Origin of the sequence: Streptomyces corchorusii (assembly GCF_001514055.1) — a bacterium.
GTDB lineage: Bacteria > Actinomycetota > Actinomycetes > Streptomycetales > Streptomycetaceae > Streptomyces > Streptomyces olivaceoviridis.
On sequence record NZ_KQ948359.1, the window covers coordinates 98,600 to 115,664 of the forward strand.

General features: G+C 71.7%; 17 protein-coding genes and 1 pseudogene. 2 read left to right on the forward strand and 16 right to left on the reverse strand.

All coding sequences use genetic code 11. The features are described 5' to 3' along the window. Nucleotides 1–10: 10 nt before the first annotated feature. The 9 genes from AQJ11_RS23895 to uvrA form a co-directional block, all read right to left on the reverse strand. On the reverse strand, nucleotides 11–538 hold the full coding sequence (locus tag AQJ11_RS23895) for a YflT domain-containing protein (protein ID WP_244218329.1): 528 nt from the start codon (nucleotides 536–538) through the stop codon (nucleotides 11–13). 486 nt (nucleotides 539–1,024) lie between these two features. Then, nucleotides 1,025–1,591, reverse strand: a complete 567-nt coding sequence (locus tag AQJ11_RS23900) for a type 1 glutamine amidotransferase domain-containing protein (RefSeq protein ID WP_014670845.1) — start codon at nucleotides 1,589–1,591, stop codon at nucleotides 1,025–1,027. Nucleotides 1,592–1,707: 116 nt separating this feature from the next. Further along, nucleotides 1,708–2,157 carry a DUF1931 family protein gene (locus tag AQJ11_RS23905; RefSeq protein ID WP_059264320.1) on the reverse strand — a complete coding sequence of 150 codons (450 nt, stop codon included), beginning with the start codon at nucleotides 2,155–2,157 and terminating at the stop codon, nucleotides 1,708–1,710. 346 nt (nucleotides 2,158–2,503) lie between these two features. Then, entirely contained in the window at nucleotides 2,504–3,349 is an 846-nt protein-coding gene (locus AQJ11_RS23910; protein ID WP_208616597.1) for an aldo/keto reductase, read from the reverse strand. 261 nt (nucleotides 3,350–3,610) lie between these two features. Next, entirely contained in the window at nucleotides 3,611–3,991 is a 381-nt protein-coding gene (locus AQJ11_RS23915; RefSeq protein ID WP_059264321.1) for a DUF2267 domain-containing protein, read from the reverse strand. A 284-nt stretch (nucleotides 3,992–4,275) separates the two neighbouring features. Beyond that, on the reverse strand, nucleotides 4,276–6,057 hold the full coding sequence (locus AQJ11_RS23920; RefSeq protein ID WP_208616598.1) for a PucR family transcriptional regulator: 1,782 nt from the start codon (nucleotides 6,055–6,057) through the stop codon (nucleotides 4,276–4,278). Nucleotides 6,058–6,324: 267 nt separating this feature from the next. After that, on the reverse strand, nucleotides 6,325–6,489 hold the full coding sequence (locus AQJ11_RS49905) for a hypothetical protein (protein ID WP_167360874.1): 165 nt from the start codon (nucleotides 6,487–6,489) through the stop codon (nucleotides 6,325–6,327). Then, nucleotides 6,486–7,184 (reverse strand): NAD(P)H-binding protein, encoded by a 699-nt coding sequence (locus tag AQJ11_RS52725; protein WP_425265013.1) that lies wholly within the window; start codon nucleotides 7,182–7,184, stop codon nucleotides 6,486–6,488. Before AQJ11_RS52725 ends, AQJ11_RS49905 begins: the two co-directional genes overlap by 4 nt. A gap of 130 nt (nucleotides 7,185–7,314) precedes the next feature. After that, on the reverse strand, nucleotides 7,315–9,783 hold the full coding sequence (gene uvrA / locus AQJ11_RS23925) for an excinuclease ABC subunit UvrA (RefSeq protein WP_059264322.1): 2,469 nt from the start codon (nucleotides 9,781–9,783) through the stop codon (nucleotides 7,315–7,317). 289 nt (nucleotides 9,784–10,072) lie between these two features. Between uvrA and AQJ11_RS23930 the strand changes: the two genes are divergently transcribed. Then, nucleotides 10,073–11,194, forward strand: coding sequence for a hypothetical protein (locus tag AQJ11_RS23930; RefSeq protein ID WP_208616599.1), 1,122 nt, complete (start codon nucleotides 10,073–10,075; stop codon nucleotides 11,192–11,194). A 237-nt stretch (nucleotides 11,195–11,431) separates the two neighbouring features. Here AQJ11_RS23930 and AQJ11_RS23935 read toward each other — a convergent pair. Further along, nucleotides 11,432–11,968: pseudogene (locus tag AQJ11_RS23935) on the reverse strand (acyl-CoA dehydrogenase family protein); the annotation flags it as partial. An 80-nt stretch (nucleotides 11,969–12,048) separates the two neighbouring features. Continuing rightward, the gene (locus tag AQJ11_RS23940; protein WP_014670857.1) at nucleotides 12,049–12,420 is read right to left on the reverse strand and encodes a four-helix bundle copper-binding protein; all 372 of its coding nucleotides are present in this window, start codon (nucleotides 12,418–12,420) and stop codon (nucleotides 12,049–12,051) included. Between the two features lie 132 nt (nucleotides 12,421–12,552). On the opposite strand from AQJ11_RS23940, the gene AQJ11_RS23945 reads away from it, so the two are divergent. Further along, nucleotides 12,553–12,918 carry a DUF6479 family protein gene (locus tag AQJ11_RS23945; RefSeq protein WP_237280755.1) on the forward strand — a complete coding sequence of 122 codons (366 nt, stop codon included), beginning with the start codon at nucleotides 12,553–12,555 and terminating at the stop codon, nucleotides 12,916–12,918. A gap of 58 nt (nucleotides 12,919–12,976) precedes the next feature. Here AQJ11_RS23945 and AQJ11_RS23950 read toward each other — a convergent pair whose 3' ends face one another. From AQJ11_RS23950 to AQJ11_RS23970, 5 genes are all read right to left on the reverse strand, one after another. Next, nucleotides 12,977–13,432 (reverse strand): RpiB/LacA/LacB family sugar-phosphate isomerase, encoded by a 456-nt coding sequence (locus AQJ11_RS23950; RefSeq protein ID WP_059264323.1) that lies wholly within the window; start codon nucleotides 13,430–13,432, stop codon nucleotides 12,977–12,979. A gap of 94 nt (nucleotides 13,433–13,526) precedes the next feature. Further along, the gene (locus AQJ11_RS23955; protein WP_014670861.1) at nucleotides 13,527–13,730 is read right to left on the reverse strand and encodes a hypothetical protein; all 204 of its coding nucleotides are present in this window, start codon (nucleotides 13,728–13,730) and stop codon (nucleotides 13,527–13,529) included. A gap of 100 nt (nucleotides 13,731–13,830) precedes the next feature. Beyond that, entirely contained in the window at nucleotides 13,831–15,039 is a 1,209-nt protein-coding gene (locus tag AQJ11_RS23960) for an ANTAR domain-containing protein (RefSeq protein WP_059264324.1), read from the reverse strand. Nucleotides 15,040–15,218: 179 nt separating this feature from the next. Next, the gene (locus AQJ11_RS23965; RefSeq protein ID WP_059264325.1) at nucleotides 15,219–15,722 is read right to left on the reverse strand and encodes an STAS domain-containing protein; all 504 of its coding nucleotides are present in this window, start codon (nucleotides 15,720–15,722) and stop codon (nucleotides 15,219–15,221) included. Between the two features lie 124 nt (nucleotides 15,723–15,846). After that, entirely contained in the window at nucleotides 15,847–16,779 is a 933-nt protein-coding gene (locus tag AQJ11_RS23970) for a glycosyltransferase family 2 protein (protein ID WP_059264326.1), read from the reverse strand. Nucleotides 16,780–17,065 lie beyond the last annotated feature (286 nt).

The following is a 17,065-nucleotide window of genomic DNA, read 5'->3' on the forward strand; positions in this document are numbered from 1 at the left end:
CGAAACTCGTTCAGCTGGGGGCGGAGCCGCTGCGCGGGCGATCGCCCCTGGAGGAGGCGCTCTCCGTGTTCGCGCCGGCCCCGCCGTCCAGCCCGGCGACCAGCCGGACGGCCTCGTCGGCGACGCCCTCGTCCACCACGACGTCGTACCGGCCGGGCTCCATCGAGCGGACCGAGGCGAAGTCCCGGCGGCCACCCTGGGCCGCGTGCAACAGCACGCCGAACAGCGCACCGACGATCGCTCCGAAGATCAGCCCGTACAGCGCGAGGAGCAGACCGGAGACGACCGGATTCAGCCAGTTCAGCAGCCCGAAGATCCAGCCGACGAGTGCGCCGGGCAGCGCTGCGGTGGCTGCGCCGTGGAGGGCGGCCTCGCCGTACCCCATTCGACCGATCACCTGTTCGACCAGACGCATGTCCCGACCGATGATCGCCACCTTCTGAACGGGAAATCCCTGGTCAGCGAGGTGATCGACGGCACGTTCGGCTTCCTGGTACGTCGAGTACGAGGCAACGGCCCTGCGGGCCTGCTCGGTCATGACCACTCCTTCCGCCGACGGACCGCCGAGCGGTCCCGACAGGCCCCAGAGTGGCTGTTCGCCCGGTCACCCCGCCTGCGCCCAGCGGGTCGAAAAGTGGCGCCAACGGTCGATCTGCGAGGACAGGAGGCGGGACGGCGATTCGGTTCGCGGCCCGCGGAGGTACTTCTTCGAGGCCCAGAGGAAATCGGATTGATTCCATGGTCGGCCGTCCGACGCAAGGACCCCCCCGCTTCGACACTCAGGAGGCGGGCGGCACCCGGGGTATCACAATGCCCGCGGACGAGCAGCGGCACAGCCCCTTCGACGGCGCACCGCGGCGACCCCTGTCCCCTGGACATGGCGACGTTCGACGCAGCCGCGCCACGCAACGGACCGGGGGTCCGTACGGCGGCGACCGCCGCGGACGACCAGCCCGTGGGGTGGAGAGCGAGCCCACGGCCACCGTGCACCGCCTGCTCTCTCCGCGGCGCCCTGGCCGTTGGTTCAGCCGGGCATGGGATGCTGCGCCCGGGCGAACTGCTCCACGACGGCGGCGCAGAAGGCAGGCAGGTCGGACGGGCCGCGGCTGGTGACCAGTTGCCCGTCGACGACCACCTCCTGGTCGGCGACGACCTCCGCGCCGGCGTTGCGCAGATCGGTGCGGATGCTCGGCCAGGACGTCAGGCGGCGGCCTCGCACGGCGTCGGCTTCCGCCAGTGTCCACGGGCCGTGGCAGATCGATGCGACCGGTTTCCCGCTGGCCATGAAGTCCCTGACGAACTGCACCGCGTCGCGGTCCATGCGCAGCTGGTCGGGGTTCATGGTGCCGCCGGGCAGGAGCAGGGCGTGGTAGTCGTCGACGGAGGCGTCGGCGACGAGGCGGTCCACGGGGAAGGTTCCCGCCGGGTTGAGGTCGAACTGGCGGGCCTGGATCTCACCGGGATGGGGCGAGACGATCTCGGTTGCCGCCCCTGCGCCCTGCAACGCACCGCGCGGCTGGTCGAGTTCCACGCGCTCGACGCCGTCGGTGGCCAGAATCGCCACCCGCATCCCCTTCAGTTCCTGTGTCATGGTATGGCTCCCTTCACGAGTCGCTGGTTGTACGACGCGAGCGGCAGGAACACCCGGCAGGGCCCGTCGCGATCCCTTTCTCGGACCAGGGACTTAAGCCGCGGTCGGCGCGACTGCTACAGCAGCCGGTCGAACACCGCGGTCACGCCGTCCCAGTGGCTGGTCTGCGGGTTCTTGACATCGGGGTACATGATGTTGAACGTCTCGGCGAGGGCGACGCTGAGACCGCCGATGATCTCGGGGTAGCGCTCTTCGGTCTCCTGGGTGGGTGTCCTGTCAAGCGGAGGGTGCGCGGCGAGCTGTTCCAGGTTCGGCTTCAGATCGACCTCCTCGTCGAGCCGCCGGAACCGGTGGATGCTTTCCTGGAGGCCCTTGGTGATCGGCAGGTCCCCTGGTTCGACGGTATCCCGGCCGTTGGCCTTGGCCGAGGCCTGGCCGACGACCAGGAGGTCGTAGAGCTTGGCGTCGACGAAGTCTCCGTACCGCTTAAGGTCGTTCTTGTCCACGTCGAGGCCTGCGACGGCGCGGAAGAACCTCTCGAACTTCGACACAGCCATCACGGTCATGCCTCTCGCCTCCTTACCGGGAACCGGACGGCGTCGTTCGCTCCAGCCGGCGCCGCCATCGGCTGTTACCGGTCGAGATTCGCAGAGCCCGCCTGCTGAGCGCCTCCGCACCCCAGGCCGAAAAAGAACACCCGCTCCTGCCCTGGCAGAGCACCTAAATGCGCGGGCATCGCTGCGCGGGGTTGCAGCAAGACGGAGGACCTCGCGTCCGAACTGCCCAAGCCGCTGAAGGAACCGCTGGTCTCTCGGACTCGACGAGTTCATCGATCGGGTGAGCAGACGAGGAGCCGTGACCGACGAGGTCGGCGCCGTCATCGAGGAGACGGAACCGGCCGTGTCAACTCCTTCAGAGCATCTCCAGGGACGTGGGCCCGGTGGGTGGCGGGAACGCCTCGTCGAGGGCGTCGAGCGCCTCGGTGGGAAGGTGGAGGTCCACCGCGCCGCGGTTCTGCCGGACGTGGTCGGGTGATCCGGAACGCGGGATCCCGGCCACCCCCTGTTCCAGCACCCAGGCGAGTGCCACCTGGGTCGGCGTTGCTCCGAGGGCCCGGGCCACGGCACCCAGTGCCCCGACCTTCAGGAGCCGCCCCTGCTCGATCGGGGAGTAGGCCATGACCGTCACCCCGGCCTCGCGGCACCAGGGGAGAAGATCCCACTCGATGCCGCGCCGAAACAGGTTGTACAGCACCTGGTCGACGGCCACGGCGTCGCCACCGGGGAGGGTGGTCAGCTCGGCCATGTCGATGACGTCCAGATTGCTCACGCCCCAGTAACGGATCTTCCCCGCCTCCATCAGGTCGGTGAATCCCGCAAGGGTCTCCTCAAGCGGCCACCGTGCCCTCCAGTGCAGCAGGTAGAGGTCCAGCCGTTCCGTACGGAGCCGCCGCAGACTGCCCTCGCAGGCGGCGACGGTGCCCTTCCGGTCGGCGTGACCGGGCAGCACCTTGCTGACGAGGAAGACCTCCTCCCGGCGCCCCCGGAGGGCCTCCCCGACGAGCTCCTCGGCTGCGCCATCGCCGTACATCTCCGCCGTGTCGACGACGGTCATGCCGAGATCCACGCCCAACCGCAGCGCGGCGATCTCCTGCTCACGCCGGGCCGGGTCCTCGCCCAGGTACCAGGTGCCCTGCCCGAGCGCCGCGATCTCCTCACCGGAGGGGAGCGCGATCGTTCTGGCCGATTCCACAGCCATCCCGGGCCTCCCGTCTGCCGCGGATCCGCATCACGCGCGCCCGCACCGGGTGCCGGCGCCTTCCTGCCCGCGTTCGCCGTTGCCCCCCGGGTCTACGACGTACCGAGGTGCGTGCTCCATGCGGAGCAATGGTGTCGTGGACGTCCAGGACGTGCAGGGCGGTGTCGTGGACGTCCAGGACGTGCAGGGCCGGGGGTGCGGCCCAGCTCGGCTCTGCGGGCGCTGCTCGACGACGCTGGCGCCGTGCCGAAGGCCCCGGGGTCACCCGGCGGATTCGAGGGCCTGGGAGAAGTCCGTTCCGAGCTGCGACATCAGGTCGTTGAACTCCTTCTCGCTGATCGCTTCCCGGAGCACGGCCAGTACGGTCCGCACACCCCGGTCGGCTTCCTCCTCCTTGAGCATGGTGCGTTCGGCGACGCGCCGCACGCTGTCGTAGTGGCCGAAGCGCTCGATGCGGTCCGTGGTTCCCCGGCGCACCGCCTCCGCGAGGCCCTCGGGGAGCTCGGTGATCAGGTCCCTGGCCTCCCCCGGGCTCAGCCTGTGGGCCAGCGTTTCGAGCGTGGCCCAGGTCAGGTCCGCCGCCTCCTGCCGGCTCAGTCCGGTGCGCTCGGCGACGATACGGACGAATGCCTGCTCATCCATGCGTCGTCCTCCTTCGCTGCTGTGGTGCGACGAACGGCGCGGACCCCTGCAAGCCTGCCACACCGACCCGGGCCACGCCCGCGCACGGAGTGCCTCGCCGGCCAGGTTGAGCTCGTCGTATCGCACACAGGCGAAGAGCCACACCATGGGAGCGCCGACGTAGCCGAACTCGGGCGGTGACTTTGCGCATTCGACGTGCACCACAGCACCTGTGAGCGGGTCCGGGCGTGGAAACCCGAGGTGCCCACCACTCCCACCACTCCTGTAGGAGTTCCAGCGAGGCGTCAGCCGGGCCCGCCCAGCACGATCTTCCACACTCGGGTCGCCACCTGGAGGTTCAGCCGGTCCTCGACGTTCGCGAGGTCGTTGCCGCTGATGTCGCGGATGCGCTGGAGCCGATAGCGCAGCGTGCTGCGGTGGATGGCGAGGGATTCTGCGGTCTCGTCGTAGTTGCCGCCGCAGTCGAAGTACCGGGACAGGGTCTCCACCAAGGTCGCGTGGTGCCGGGAGTCGTAGTCGATGAGCTGCCCGAGCCACTCCTGTACGAACGTCTCCAGTTCCCGGTAATCGTTGCCGGGTCCCAGGATGCGGTAGAGGCCGAGCTCGTCGAAGAACGTCGTGCCGTAGCGGTCGCGGGAGTGGCGGCGCACGTCCAGGGCGCGCTGCGCCTCCTGGTAGTGGTGGGGGATGTCGTTCAGGGAATCGGAAGGGGCGCTCACCCCGATCGTCCCGGACCGTGTTCCGGTCTCCCGGGCGAGCGCCTCGTACAGCGCGTGGGCGTGCGGCCTGTCGTCGGCGACCAGGACGACGTGGTCGGAGCGTCGGGTCAGCAGCGAGCGCATGCCCACGGCAGTGGCCGCCCGCCCCACGGTCTGTGCGAAGGAATCGTCGGCGGTCCGGTTCGACCACTGCACCACGACGACGTAGTGGCTGCGGTGCAGGTCGTATCCGACTGCCGCGGACCGGGCGTAGGCGCTCGCCTCGTCCGTCCCTGCCAGGAGGTCGTCCACCAGCTCGCGGTGCAGCCTCAGCTCCACTTCGGCCAGATCGCGCAGGTGCGTCAGCTCCGGGGCGAGTGACGCGGCAGCGTGTTCCAGCGCGAGCACGGTGTGCTCGTCAGCCTCGTCCCGGGCGTCGACGAGGGCCAGCACGCCCAGGATCTCGCCGTGCGGGCGGATCAGGGTGATCAGCCGGTCCCTTATCCGCACCGGCCCGGCCTGACGGGCTACGGCGTGCAGCATTTCGTCCCGGCGCACGGGGTCCGGTTCGGGATAGGGGACGGGTCGGCTGGGGCCGGTCCAGGACCTCAGCCGGCCGAAGCGGTCCTCGACCAGTGCGGGAAGTCCAGTGAGCACGTGTAGTGCGCGGGTGACGGCTTCCTCGCCGCCACCCGAGGCGGCGACGCCGGCCATGAACGCGTGAACGGCTCGCTCGTAGCCCAGCTCAGCCACCACAGAGATCAGCTGCCGCTGGAGGGCTGTGCGTTCCTCCCTCAGTCGGTTCAGCTCCAGCGCGTCCTCGCGTCGGTGGCGATGTGCGAAAGCGACTGACAGTGCAGCAGCGGTGTGCCGGACGAGCGTGGCGAGCAGAGATCGCTCGGCCTCGGTGGGCCGGGAGCGGGACGTCACCACGAGGTAGCCGTGCAGTCCCTCAAGTCCGCGCAGCCCCAGGGCCCGGCCCCAGGGTCTGCCGGGTACGGTCACGTTGCCGTCCTGCCCGGCCAGCTCCCGCACCCTCCGGCCCACGGCCAAGGCGTGCGTTCGCCCGTTCCACGGGCTGGGGACCAGGTCGCCGCCCACCTTGAGGTATCCGGCTTCGGCGCTGTACGGCCCCGCGGCGACTATGTGATCCATGGCCAGACGCAGGATCTCGCCTTCGTCCGGAGCGTCGAACTGGGCGCGGGAGAGCGCGATCAGTTCGTGGAGGGCATGGGCGGTCGGGGCGCGAGCGGGCGCGCGGGGCCCTCCGCGCGCGGCCATGGGGTGCCGCCCGGCGCTGCCCCACGGAAGGCCGCCCTTTCGGGGGGAGTAGCGGTGGTAGAGGCGGTGCACCCGACTACCGGCCATGGCATCGCTCCGTCCCTCGAAGCCTTCAGAGAACCGAGCGGCATGTCGCGTACCCGCTTCAGGGGTCGGCTCACCCGAGATGCGTGGATCGTTTCTCTCGCCAGACGCAGGCCTCTCCGTGTGCACCGGTAGGAACCCGACGCGGGCCACCTGGTGCCGCTGCGGTGTGCTCTCTGTCGAGGTACGCGCCGGACAGCAGAAATACGCGGACATCGAGAACGCCGCCGCGCACCTGCACGGACTGCTGGGACGGCAGGCGGGCCGGAGCTAGCCGTCGTCGCCCCGCTCGCCCTCCGCCTGGGATGGCTCGCTCCGGGGGACATCCGGGTGCTGTTCCGTTGCGGTTCGTTCGTCCGTCTCGTCCCGCTCGCCCTCGGCCTGCGAGGGTGTGCGCGAGTACCAGGCGTCGTAGTCAGGGGCTCCGGATTTCATGACGGGCCTCCTTCGTGGCTCACGTCCATCCTCCCCTCTGAGGCCGTGGTGGAACACCTGCGGCTTACTGCGGCTTCACCGTGCGATCGCCCTTTCCAACACCTGCCGCGACTGCTGCGACCGGTGCCGGATCGGCCGTGACTGCCAGAGAGCCGCGCAACGCGACTACGACGGCCCCGGCACCTTCGCTCACAACTACTTTCGAGGTGTCCTTGCGCCCCGGTGTCTGCGAGGACTGCGGCGAACTTCCCCAAGAAAACCCGTGAGTCCCCTTCCCACCTCCCGGGCCTCCTCGACGTGCCCATTCTCCAACCGTCGTCTCGACGTACCCGAAGGCGTAGCAGCGCCTTTGGGAGCGCCCGGGGTGAGTCATCACCCGCACCCGGGCGAGGGCCGCGGCGCGCACCGCCTCCTCGACCGGGGTGGACCCGCTGATCAGCGCGAGGATGCGCCCGGCGGTCCTGGGCTCGTGGAGCAGGGCGGCGAGCACCGCAGCCACGAGTCCAGTCCGGTCCCGGACGGGAGGCGATGTCGGCGTCCGCCTCGCCCTTGGCCTTCAGGTAGGTGGCGAACACCGGGTCGGTGCCGGGCGGCGGCGGGCTGTCCACGCCCATCGCGGAGATCACCAGGAAGCGGCGCATCCCGGCGCGCTCTGCCGCGTCGGCGCCGCCAAGGTGGCCGGCCACTTCCTCCATCGAGGCGTGCTCCAGATCGCACACCACCGGTTCCGCACCGTCCGCGCGCGCAGGTCGTCGGCGTGGTCCGGGGTACCGGCCACCGGGTCGCGCCGCAGGTGCCCGGGGATCCGCGATCGCGATCCTGTCGTCAGGAGCGCGCGAGCCGGGCCGCGAGATAGGGCGCGGTGGCGCTGCGGCGGGCCCTCGCCACCTTGGCCGGCGGACCCGCCACGACCACCCGCCCGCCCGCGTCGCCGCCGCCCGGACCGAGGTCGATGACCCAGTCGGCGGTGGCGATCGTGTCCAGGTCGTGCTCGACGAGGACGACCGTGTTGCCGGCGTCGACGAGCCGGTGCAGTTGTCGCAGCAGTAGCGCGATGTCCGAGGGGTGCAGCCCCGCCGTCGGCTCGTCGAGCAGGTAGAGCGCGTGCCCGCGGCGGGCTCGCTGCAGTTCGGTGGCCAGTTTGATGCGTTGCGCCTCACCGCCGCTGAGTTCCGTCGCCGGTTGGCCCAGCCGCAGGTACCCCAGTCCCACCTCGCGCAACGTCTCCAGACTGCGGGAGGCGGCCGGAACGGCGGACAGGAACTTGGCGGCGGCGTCGACGGACAGCGCCAGTACTTCCGCGATGTTCTTGCCGCGGTGGGTGATTTGCAGCGTTTCGGCGTTGTACCGGGCGCCTTCGCAGGTCGGGCAGGGCGCGTAGGTGCCGGGCAGGAACAGCAGTTCCACCGCGACGAATCCTTCGCCCTGGCAGGTCTCGCACCGCCCCTCGGGCACGTTGAAGGAGAACCGCCCGGCCGAGTAGCCGCGCGCCCTGGCTCCGTCCGTCGCCGCGTACAGCTTGCGCACCGCGTCGAACATCCCGGTGTACGTGGCCAGGTTGGACCGGGGAGTTCGGCCGATGGGCCGTTGGTCGACCCGGACCAGCCGGTCGAACGACTCGACCCCCGACGTGTCCTGGACGTCGACCTCCAGCTGCGCCTCGTCGGGTTCCTCGGATACGAGTCCGAGGTGGCCGCGGACGACCTCGGCGAGCACCTGTGTCACCAGCGTCGACTTTCCGGAACCGGACACGCCCGTCACCGCCGTCAGTACGCACAGCGGTACGTCGACGGACACGTCGCGCAGATTGTGGCGGGAGACGCCGCTCAGGTGCAGCCACCCGTGCGGTGTGCGCGGGCGGTGATCGAGCGGCTGCGCGCGCCCGAACAGGTACCGGCTCGTGGCCGACTCCCCGACCCGCGCAAGACCGGCGACCGGGCCGCTGTACAGCACGCGTCCGCCGCCCTCGCCCGCACCGGGGCCGATGTCGACCACCCAGTCCGCCCGGCGTACGACGTCCATGTCGTGCTCCACGACGAACAGCGAGTTGCCCGCCGCCTTGAGGCGGTCCAGCACCTCCAGCAGCGGTTCCGCGTCAGCCGGGTGCAGGCCCGCGGAGGGCTCGTCGAGGACGTAGACGACGCCGAACAGCCCCGAGCGCAGCTGGGTGGCGATCCGCAGGCGCTGCGCCTCGCCGGGCGACAGGGTCGTCGAGCGGCGCCCGAGGCTGAGATATCCGAGGCCCAGGTCGAGCAGTACGTCGACCCGCGCGACCAGGTCGCCGCAGATCCGGACCGCGACCTCGGTCGTCTCCCCGGATCGGGCGGTCGACGTGGTGGCGTCGGCCTCGGACCGCCCCGCGACGGGCCGCAGCAAGGCCACGACCTCGGTGAGCGGCATCGCGTTGATCTCGGCGATGGAACGTCCGGCGAAGGTCACGGCGAGCGCCTCGGGCCGCAGTCCGCTGCCGTGACAGGCGGGGCAGGGCACACTCCTGACGAACCGGAGCGCCCGTTCGCGCATCTTCTCGCTCTTGGAGTCGGCGAGGACGTGCATGACGTGCTTGCGGGCACTCCAGAACTTGCCCTGGTAGCCGTAGTCGACGCGGTCCTCCTCCGGCTCGATGTACACGGAGGGCTGCTCGTCCGTGTACAGCAGCCAGTCCCGGTCCTTCTTCCTGAGCCTGCGCCACGGTCGGTCGATGTCGATCCCCAGGCCGCTCACGACACTGCGCAGGTTGGCGCCCTGCCAGGCGCCCGGCCAGGCGGCGATCGCCCCCTCGCGGATGGTCAGCGAGGGGTCCGGGACGAGCAGGTCCTCGGCGACGTCGTGCACGACGCCCAGTCCGTGGCACTCCGGGCAGGCGCCGGCCGCGGTGTTGGGGGAGAACGACTCGGCTTCCAGCCGTGCGGCCCGGGGCGGATAGGTGCCGGCGCGGGAGTACAGCATGCGCAGCAGATTGGACAGCGTGGTGAGGGTGCCGACCGTCGAGCGCGAGCTGGGCGACCCGCGTCGCTGCTGCAGGGCCACGGCCGGTGGCAGTCCGGTGATCTCCTGCACGTGCGGTGCGCCGGCCTGTTGCAGCAGCCTTCGGGCGTAGGGTGCCACGGACTCGAAGTAGCGCCGCTGGGCCTCCGCGTAGAGCGTGCCGAACGCGAGCGAGGACTTGCCCGAACCGGAGACACCGGTGAAGGCGACCATCGCGTCCCGTGGAATGTCGACATCGATGTTGCGCAGGTTGTTCTCACCGGCGCCCCGGACATGCACGAAGGGGTCGGTCGCGTCCTTGTCCACCGTTCCTGATTACCCGATCGCGCCGGGAACCGCGCGACAGGCGCCGTCGCCGGGCCCCGCTCCCGGGATACATCCGGGAGTGCTCCGCCGTTGATCCGTATGGGGGCGTGAGGCGCACGCAACCGTGTGGCTCGGTGGTGGGACGGGTCCTGCACGGGGGAGGTCGAGGAGATCTGACCGTACCGCCCGCGCCTGCCGGCAGGGGCCAGCGTGTCACGCGGCGTCGGCGTTACCTCGGGGGCATCCTGTGGCCACGTGCGATCGCGGGGGCAGCCGACGAGAAGGAGTCATGCGGGTGTCGTCTCAGGACGTTACGGTCGTGGCTCTCCTGGCGGATCCGGACGCGCCGACGGAGATCGCGCAGCGCATGGCCCAGATGCTTCCTGACCGGCTCGCCGACAGGTCGGGCCAGGGGCGACGGTTCGACGTCGAGGTGGTCAGCGAACCCTTCACCGCGGGGACCGAGGACCTGTCCACGTTGACCCGCCGGATCAAGGACCGCGGGAGCGGGGAGCATTGGGACGTCGTCGTGGCCCTCACCGACCTTCCGCTGCACTCGCACGGACACAAGCTCGTGGTGGATCTGAGTCACGAACACGGCTTGGCGCTGCTGTCTCTTCCCACGCTGGGCGGCTTCCGGTTGCAGACCAGGGCCCGCCAGGCCGTGGAAGAAGCCGTGCTCAGCTTGGCGGGCCCGCCGGCCACTGGGCCTGAGGGGCCTGCGGGAAGTCAACCGCTGCGGGGGCCCTTCGCCGGTCGTCTCGCGCCTATCCGTCCGGGTCGGATCGGTGAGGAGGAGATCGCCGATCTGCGGTACGTCGTAAGCGGGCCGCGCGGTTACCTGAGGGTGCTCGGCGGTATGGTCCGCGCCAACCAGCCGTGGCGGTTGGTGCCGGGCTTGTCGAAGGCCCTGGCCGCCGCACTCGCCACGGGAGCGGTCGCCACCGTGAACTCCACCATCTGGACCCTGGCCACCTCCCTGGGCACGCCACGCCTGGTGATCGCCATGGTCGGGTCCGTCGCCCTCATGATCGGCTGGCTGATCGTGGACGCGAACCTGTGGCATCGAACGGATGAGGTTTCGCCGGAGGCGAGCAAGAGGGCGGCTCTTTACAACGCCTCGACGATCGTGACCGTCGGTATCGGGGTGATCGTCTGCTACGTGGGTCTGATGGTCATCAACCTGGTGTGGGCGCTGTTCATCCTGAACGACCGGGTGTTCGCTTCCACGACGCGAACGCCGCTGCACGCCACGGAATACTGGACGCTGTCCTGGTTCGTCGCTTCGGTCGCCACGGTGGGCGGCGCGCTGGGATCGGGCCTGGAGAGCGACGAGGCGATCCGGGCAGCCGCCTACTCCAAGCGGGAACAGGAGCGTCGCAGCCTGCTGCGGGACGAGCACGGTGACTAGCGGGTGACCCCAGTCGGAGATGTGCCCTCGGTTGGTGGTCGTCCGGCAGAACGACCGTTACATCTGATCCAGGTGAACGGCCCAGTGGTGTGCCAGAGCCACGGACCCTGTCGTAGCACCGGCGAGAGTCAGGCTCTTTGCGTCCTCTCCATCACCGCCCTGCCGCGACATCAGGGGAAGTCATCATGAGAGCCAGGCCGACGCGACCCGGCAGGGCGTTCCGGTCAGGCGGACACCCGTGACGTGGTTGTGCGGCGGGGCTCCGGGGTCGGTGCGCACGGCCAGCCAGACCCAGTCGGCGGTGTCGCCGTTGGTCGTCCAGATCTTCTGGCCGTTGACGACGTACGCGTCGCCGTCCCGGACCGCGCGGGTCTTCAGGGACGCGAGGTCCGTGCCCGCGCCGGGCTCGCTGTAGCCGATCGCGAAGTCGATCTCCCCGGAGAGGATGCGCGGCAGGAAGTACGCCTTCTGCTCGTCCGTGCCGTACCGCATGATCGTCGGCCCGACCGTGTTGAGCGCCATCAGCGGCAGGGGTACGCCGGCCTGCGCGGCCTCGTCGAAGAAGATGAACTGCTCCATCGCCGTCATCCCGCGCCCGCCGTACTCCTCGGGCCAGCCGTCCGCGCCGAGCCGGCGGATGGTGTCGCGGTAGAACCGCTTCTGCGCGGCCGGGTCGGCGTACCGGGCGTAGGCGTGGTCCGGGACCAGATCGGCGAAGTAGGTCCGCGGTTCGGTGCGCGACCGCTGCTGCTCGGGCGTGTGGTCGAGGTGCACGGCGCCTCCAGGCTCCCCAAGGGCGGTCCTGACGGCGCACACCGTAGAACGCGTTTCAGAAATTAGGGATGTCGGGGCCCTCACCTGAGCGTTTCCAGGAAGGCGGCGCAGGCGTCGGCGCAGGCCCGGCAGGCCGCCGCGGCGGACTCGGCACCGGGGTGCTCGTCGAACGCCCGGGCGCAGTCGAGGCAGACCGAGCGGCACCAGTCCACCCGGACCCGGATGCTCTCCTCGTCCTGCCGGTTCTCCTCGCACAGCACGCGGCAGGTGGCGTCGCACACCTCGGCGCACATGATGCCCAGCCGGCGCGCCCGCTCCTGGTGCTCACTCCCGTCCGGGTCGACCAGGCTCGCGCGCACGGCACAGGCCCGGGCGCACTCAGTGCACGCCTGGGCACAGGTGAAACGGTCCTCCAGGAACCGGTAGAGCTGCTGCGAAGTCGGCGATGTCACCCCGTGCGGGTAGCCGGGGCAGGCGGCCGCAAACCACTGTGCCCAGGGGCCGACCGGGCGGACACCGCCCGGCTCTCCACCGCAACCCATAATGTCCGGGTTCGTCCGCTTCTGGCAGGGTATTCCTCCTCTATGAACCCTGCATCGATGCAGCTGGCCGCGGCGAGCGGCCTGATGAGCCTTTTCCTCTTCATCGTGGCCGTGGCGGTGCTCGCGCTGCTCGCCGGCGGCTTCTGGATGACCTCGCGCGTCCGATACCGCGAGTCGCCGCGCCCCCGCCCCGAGGAACAGCCCAAGCTGCCGCCGGAGGGGCCGGTGCACGAGGTACGGGAGAATCGGGAGTCCGCGGAGATACCGCAGATCCCCAAGGGCGACCGCCCGCTCACCCCGTACGAGCTGACCAACATGGACACCCGGACGAGCGCGTCGAAGGAGCGTCCGCGCTGGAGCAAGGGCTCCAGCGGCTCCTTCGGCGGCGGCGGACTCGGCGCCCACTGAGCCCCGGCCCCGCCCACCGATCCCGGCGACCCGGCCCGCGCCGCACCGCCGTACGCCCCTAGGAAGAGTCCCGGGCGGCGTCCAGGCGGTCGACGCGGGCCACGTTCCGCCGGTCCTCGGGATCCTGGCTGGGCTCGGCCGCGAACCAGGCGTCGAGGATCTCCTTCAGCACCGGTTCCGAGGTGAGCCTGAGGCTGAGCGCGAGGACGTTGGCGTCGTTCCAGCGCCGGGCTCCGTCGGCCGTGCCGGCGTCCACGCACAGCGCCGCGCGCACGCCCGGAACCTTGTTGGCCGCGATGGACGCGCCGGTACCGGTCCAGCAGCACACGACCGCCTGGTCGGCCGCGCCCTCCGCCACGTCCCGGGCGGCGGCCTCCGAGCAGACCGCCCACTGCGCGTCAGCCCCGGGTGTCAACGCGCCGTGCTCCCGGACCTCGTGGCCACGGCGCCGCAGCTCCGCGACCAGCAGACGGGCCACGGGTTCGTCCATGTCGGAGGAGACGGAGATCCGCATGCTCCGGAGCCTAGCGCGTGGCGCCCGGACCCGGCCGGACATGCCGAACGGCCCCGCGGAGGGGCCGTCCGGCAGGCATCGGGCAGTGTCGGGGTCAGGGGTGGTCGGGCTGCTGTGCCGGAGGCACCCCGCCGCCCTCTCCCCCGCCCTTGCCGCCCTTTCCTGCCTTGTCAGAGCCGTGCGGGCGACCGCCCGCGTCCCGGCCGGCCGGCTGGCGGGCCTTCAGCTCGCCGCTGTCCTGCGGGGTGGCGCCACCCTTGTCACTGCGCCGCTGTTCGGGCTGCTGCGGATTGGACATGCGCCGGACTCCCTCCGGATGGTGCGTGATGGTGCGTGCTCCGTACGGGGTCCGGGTTCCCAGGGGGACGCGGGTGACGCACACCGGCCGTGGACCGCGGTCACGGCGTGGGGCGGGTCAGCGCCCGGTGGAGGTGTTCGAGGGCGTCCAGGAGCACCGAGCGGTGGTACCAGCTCAGCCAGGCCGACGTGTCCGAGGCGAGCAGGGCGAACGCCTCGGCCTGCCCGGCGGTCGTCCGGTGGCCGGCGTCGGGCCAGTGCAGGGTGATCACGCCGGTGCACGAGCCGGCGGAGGAGAGCACCGGGACGCTGTGCACGGCCTGGGTGCCGGTGGTCAGCAGCGCGCGCCGGCAGTCGTCGGAGAGCTGCGCGTCCGTCGCGACGTCGGGCACGCTCACCTGGCGGCCCCGGACCCGGGCCGCCGCGTCGGCCGTGCCGTCGCCCCGGCCGCGCACGAGCTGGTCCAGGAACGTCTCCGCGCAGCCGTAGTGGGTCTCCAGCATCAGGGCGTTCACGGCCGGGTCCACGAACTGCACGTACCCGGCGGGCGCCTTGCCGATGGCCAGCGCCTCGTGCAGGACGGCGTCGATCATCTGCCGGCGGTAGCGCGGGTCCCGGCCGCCGCGGGCCAGCATCCGCAGCTGTGGCACCGGCAGCGAGCGGCGGCCCGGGAACCACACGTCACCGTCCGGGGGCCGGGCCACCACCACGGCCGAGACGAGGACCCGCAGCGGCACGTTGAACCGCTGCGAGGCCTCGCGCAGCGCCCGGAAGGCGCTGCCGGAGTCCGGCAGTCCGTAGCGGACCATGAGCGTGCCCTGGGCCATGCCGATCACCGGCGCGGTCCGCATCCGGGCGCGCAGCGCGCGGACCTCCTTGTACAGGTCCTCGTACGAGGGCCGCAGCGGGTCCGCCATCTGCGACCGCCAGGCGGGCAGCTCCTCCACCCGGGAGGCGACGCGGGCCAGCTCGTGCAGCGCCTCGTCCAGGGTGGCGTACAGCCGGACGCCCTCCAGGCGGGCCAGGTGCACCGCCTCGCGGACCCCGGGCCGGGCGCGGACGATGATCAGGTCGGGGCGTCCGGTGCGCGCCCGGGTCGTCTCGCTGAGCGTGCGCAGCACGGCGGCGCCGCCGAGCTGGACGTGTGCCATGTCGAGCACGGGGCGCAGTCCGGCGCGGTCCGCCTGTTCCAGGTGACCGCGCAGTTCCTCCGACCAGGCCTGGGCTCCGTCGGCGTCGAGGCTGCCCGACATGCGCAGCAGGAGGGCGCCCTCGGCGGGCAGGCCCTCGACGACGGAGGACTCGATCACGAGGGGAGCCGGTGCCGCAGGCCGGCCGGAAGAAGGTTTCATCGCATCACCCAGACAGGACGTCCCAAAGAACTCGATCGGCCTCTTCCCGACCTGTGCACCACCCCGCACCGTAGGCCCCGGGCCATCGGCCGCGCCATCCACCGCGCCGTGCGGCGAAGCGGCGGGCGGCGCGGTCGCTATCCGAGGCCGCCGGGGTCCGGGCGCGCCGGTTCGTACGCCGGCTGGTACGCCCGTTCCCGCGGCGGTTCGCGGGATGTCAGGGCGTCCAGGGCCGACGCCAGGGTCGCGTGCACCCGGATGCCCGGCAGGCCGGCCGAGGTCAGGGCCTCCCGGACGTGCGGTCTGGGCTGTACGACGGACAGGGCGCGGCCGGTGTGCGCGAGGGCCCCGGTCGCCCGGTCCAGGGAGCGGACCGCGTCGGCACAGGCGAGATACGCCTCGCTCAGGTCCAGCAGGGGGTGCTCACCAGCCTGGCCGGCATGGGCCACGTGCTCGGCGAGGGCTTCGGAGAACAGCCGGGCGTTGGAGGCGTCGACCGTGCCCCGGGCCTTCAGGACGCTGATGCCGCCGAGCCCCGGACGGTGCTCGTGCACGGTCTGCAGGAGCAGCGGGGCGGGGCCGCCGGGGCGGACGCGGGCGGGGGACGGCTGACCGTCTTCCCTGGGTGATCGGGTTTCCACGGGGATCGGGCTTCCTGGAGGCGGGAGGAAGGATCAGCCGGCCGCGTCTTGACCGGGACATCACTGTGCCCGCGCGGTGCGGGGGATGCAACGACGTCCCCGGGCGTGTCGTACCGCCGGGGTCTCAGCCGACGTACCGCCGGGCGGGTGAGTTCCTGCGGGCTCTTTCGAGTGCGGCGAGCCGGCGTTCCAGGTCCGGCGGTACGGGGTCGCGCTGGCGCAGCACCCACGGCAGTCCGGCGGTGGCGTGGGCGAACGCGCGGGCGGAGGCGGCGTCCCGGGGCACGGTCCGCAGGAGGTGCCCGGTACGGCGCAGCGCCGGCAGCAGCGGGCGGCGCAGCCAGGTGAACCACAGCGTGTTGCGCAGTCCGAGGACCCGCCGGGCCGTGCTGTCGCGCAGCCGGGAGGCGTGGTGGTGGACGGTGAGTTCCTCGGCGTAGGCGAGCCACCAGCCCTGGCGGAGCAGGTCGCACGCGAGCAGTTCCTCCTCGCCGCCGAGCCACAGGCCCGGGTGGAAGCCGCCGCCGGCGCGGAAGGCCTCGGTGCGCAGCACGGTGGCGGCGGCGAGGAAGGAGCCGAGGGCGGGTCCGGGGAGCCAGTCGGGTCCGGACAGCGGGGACTCGCGCAGTTCGCGCACGACCGGGTCCTCGGTGCCCTCCGGTTCCACGAGGATCCGCGCGGTGACGCCCGCGAGCCGGGGCCCGGCGTCCAGCAGGTCGGCGGCCCGGCGCAGACTGCCGGGCGCCCACCAGGTGTCGTCGTCGCAGAAGGCGACGTACGGCGTGCGCACCCGCTGCACGGCCAGGTTGCGGCCGATGGCGCCGAGGTTGCGGCCGGGGCGCAGCAGGGTCATCTCCGGGAACTCCCGGGCGACCGCCTCGGCGGTGCCGTCGGTGGAGGCGTTGTCGGTGACGATCACAGGCGGCCGCTCGGGCAGCCGGCGCAGCAGGGCGAGGGTGCGCAGCAGCTCGTCACGGCGGTTGTGGGTGATCAGGACGACGGTCGTACGGTCGTCGGCGGCGGTCCGGGTGGGGGCCTCGGGGGCGGTACTGGTCATCGTCCGGCGCCTCCGGGTGGGTGGTCAGGGGGCGGGGTCGTGATCGTCGTGATCGTCCGGCGCCTTGCCGTGGGGGTCGGGGCGGGGCGGGGGTGATCGTGGTCCGGCGCCTTCCCGCGGGCGGTCGGGGCGGACCGAGGGTGGCCACCGTCCGGCGTCCTGCCGCGGGGGGCGGGGCGGGGGTGATCGTCGTCCGACGCCTTCCCGCGGGCGAGCGGGGCGGACCGAGGGTGGCCACCGTCCGGCGTCCTGCCGCGGGGGGGCAGGCCGAGGGTGGTCGTCGGCG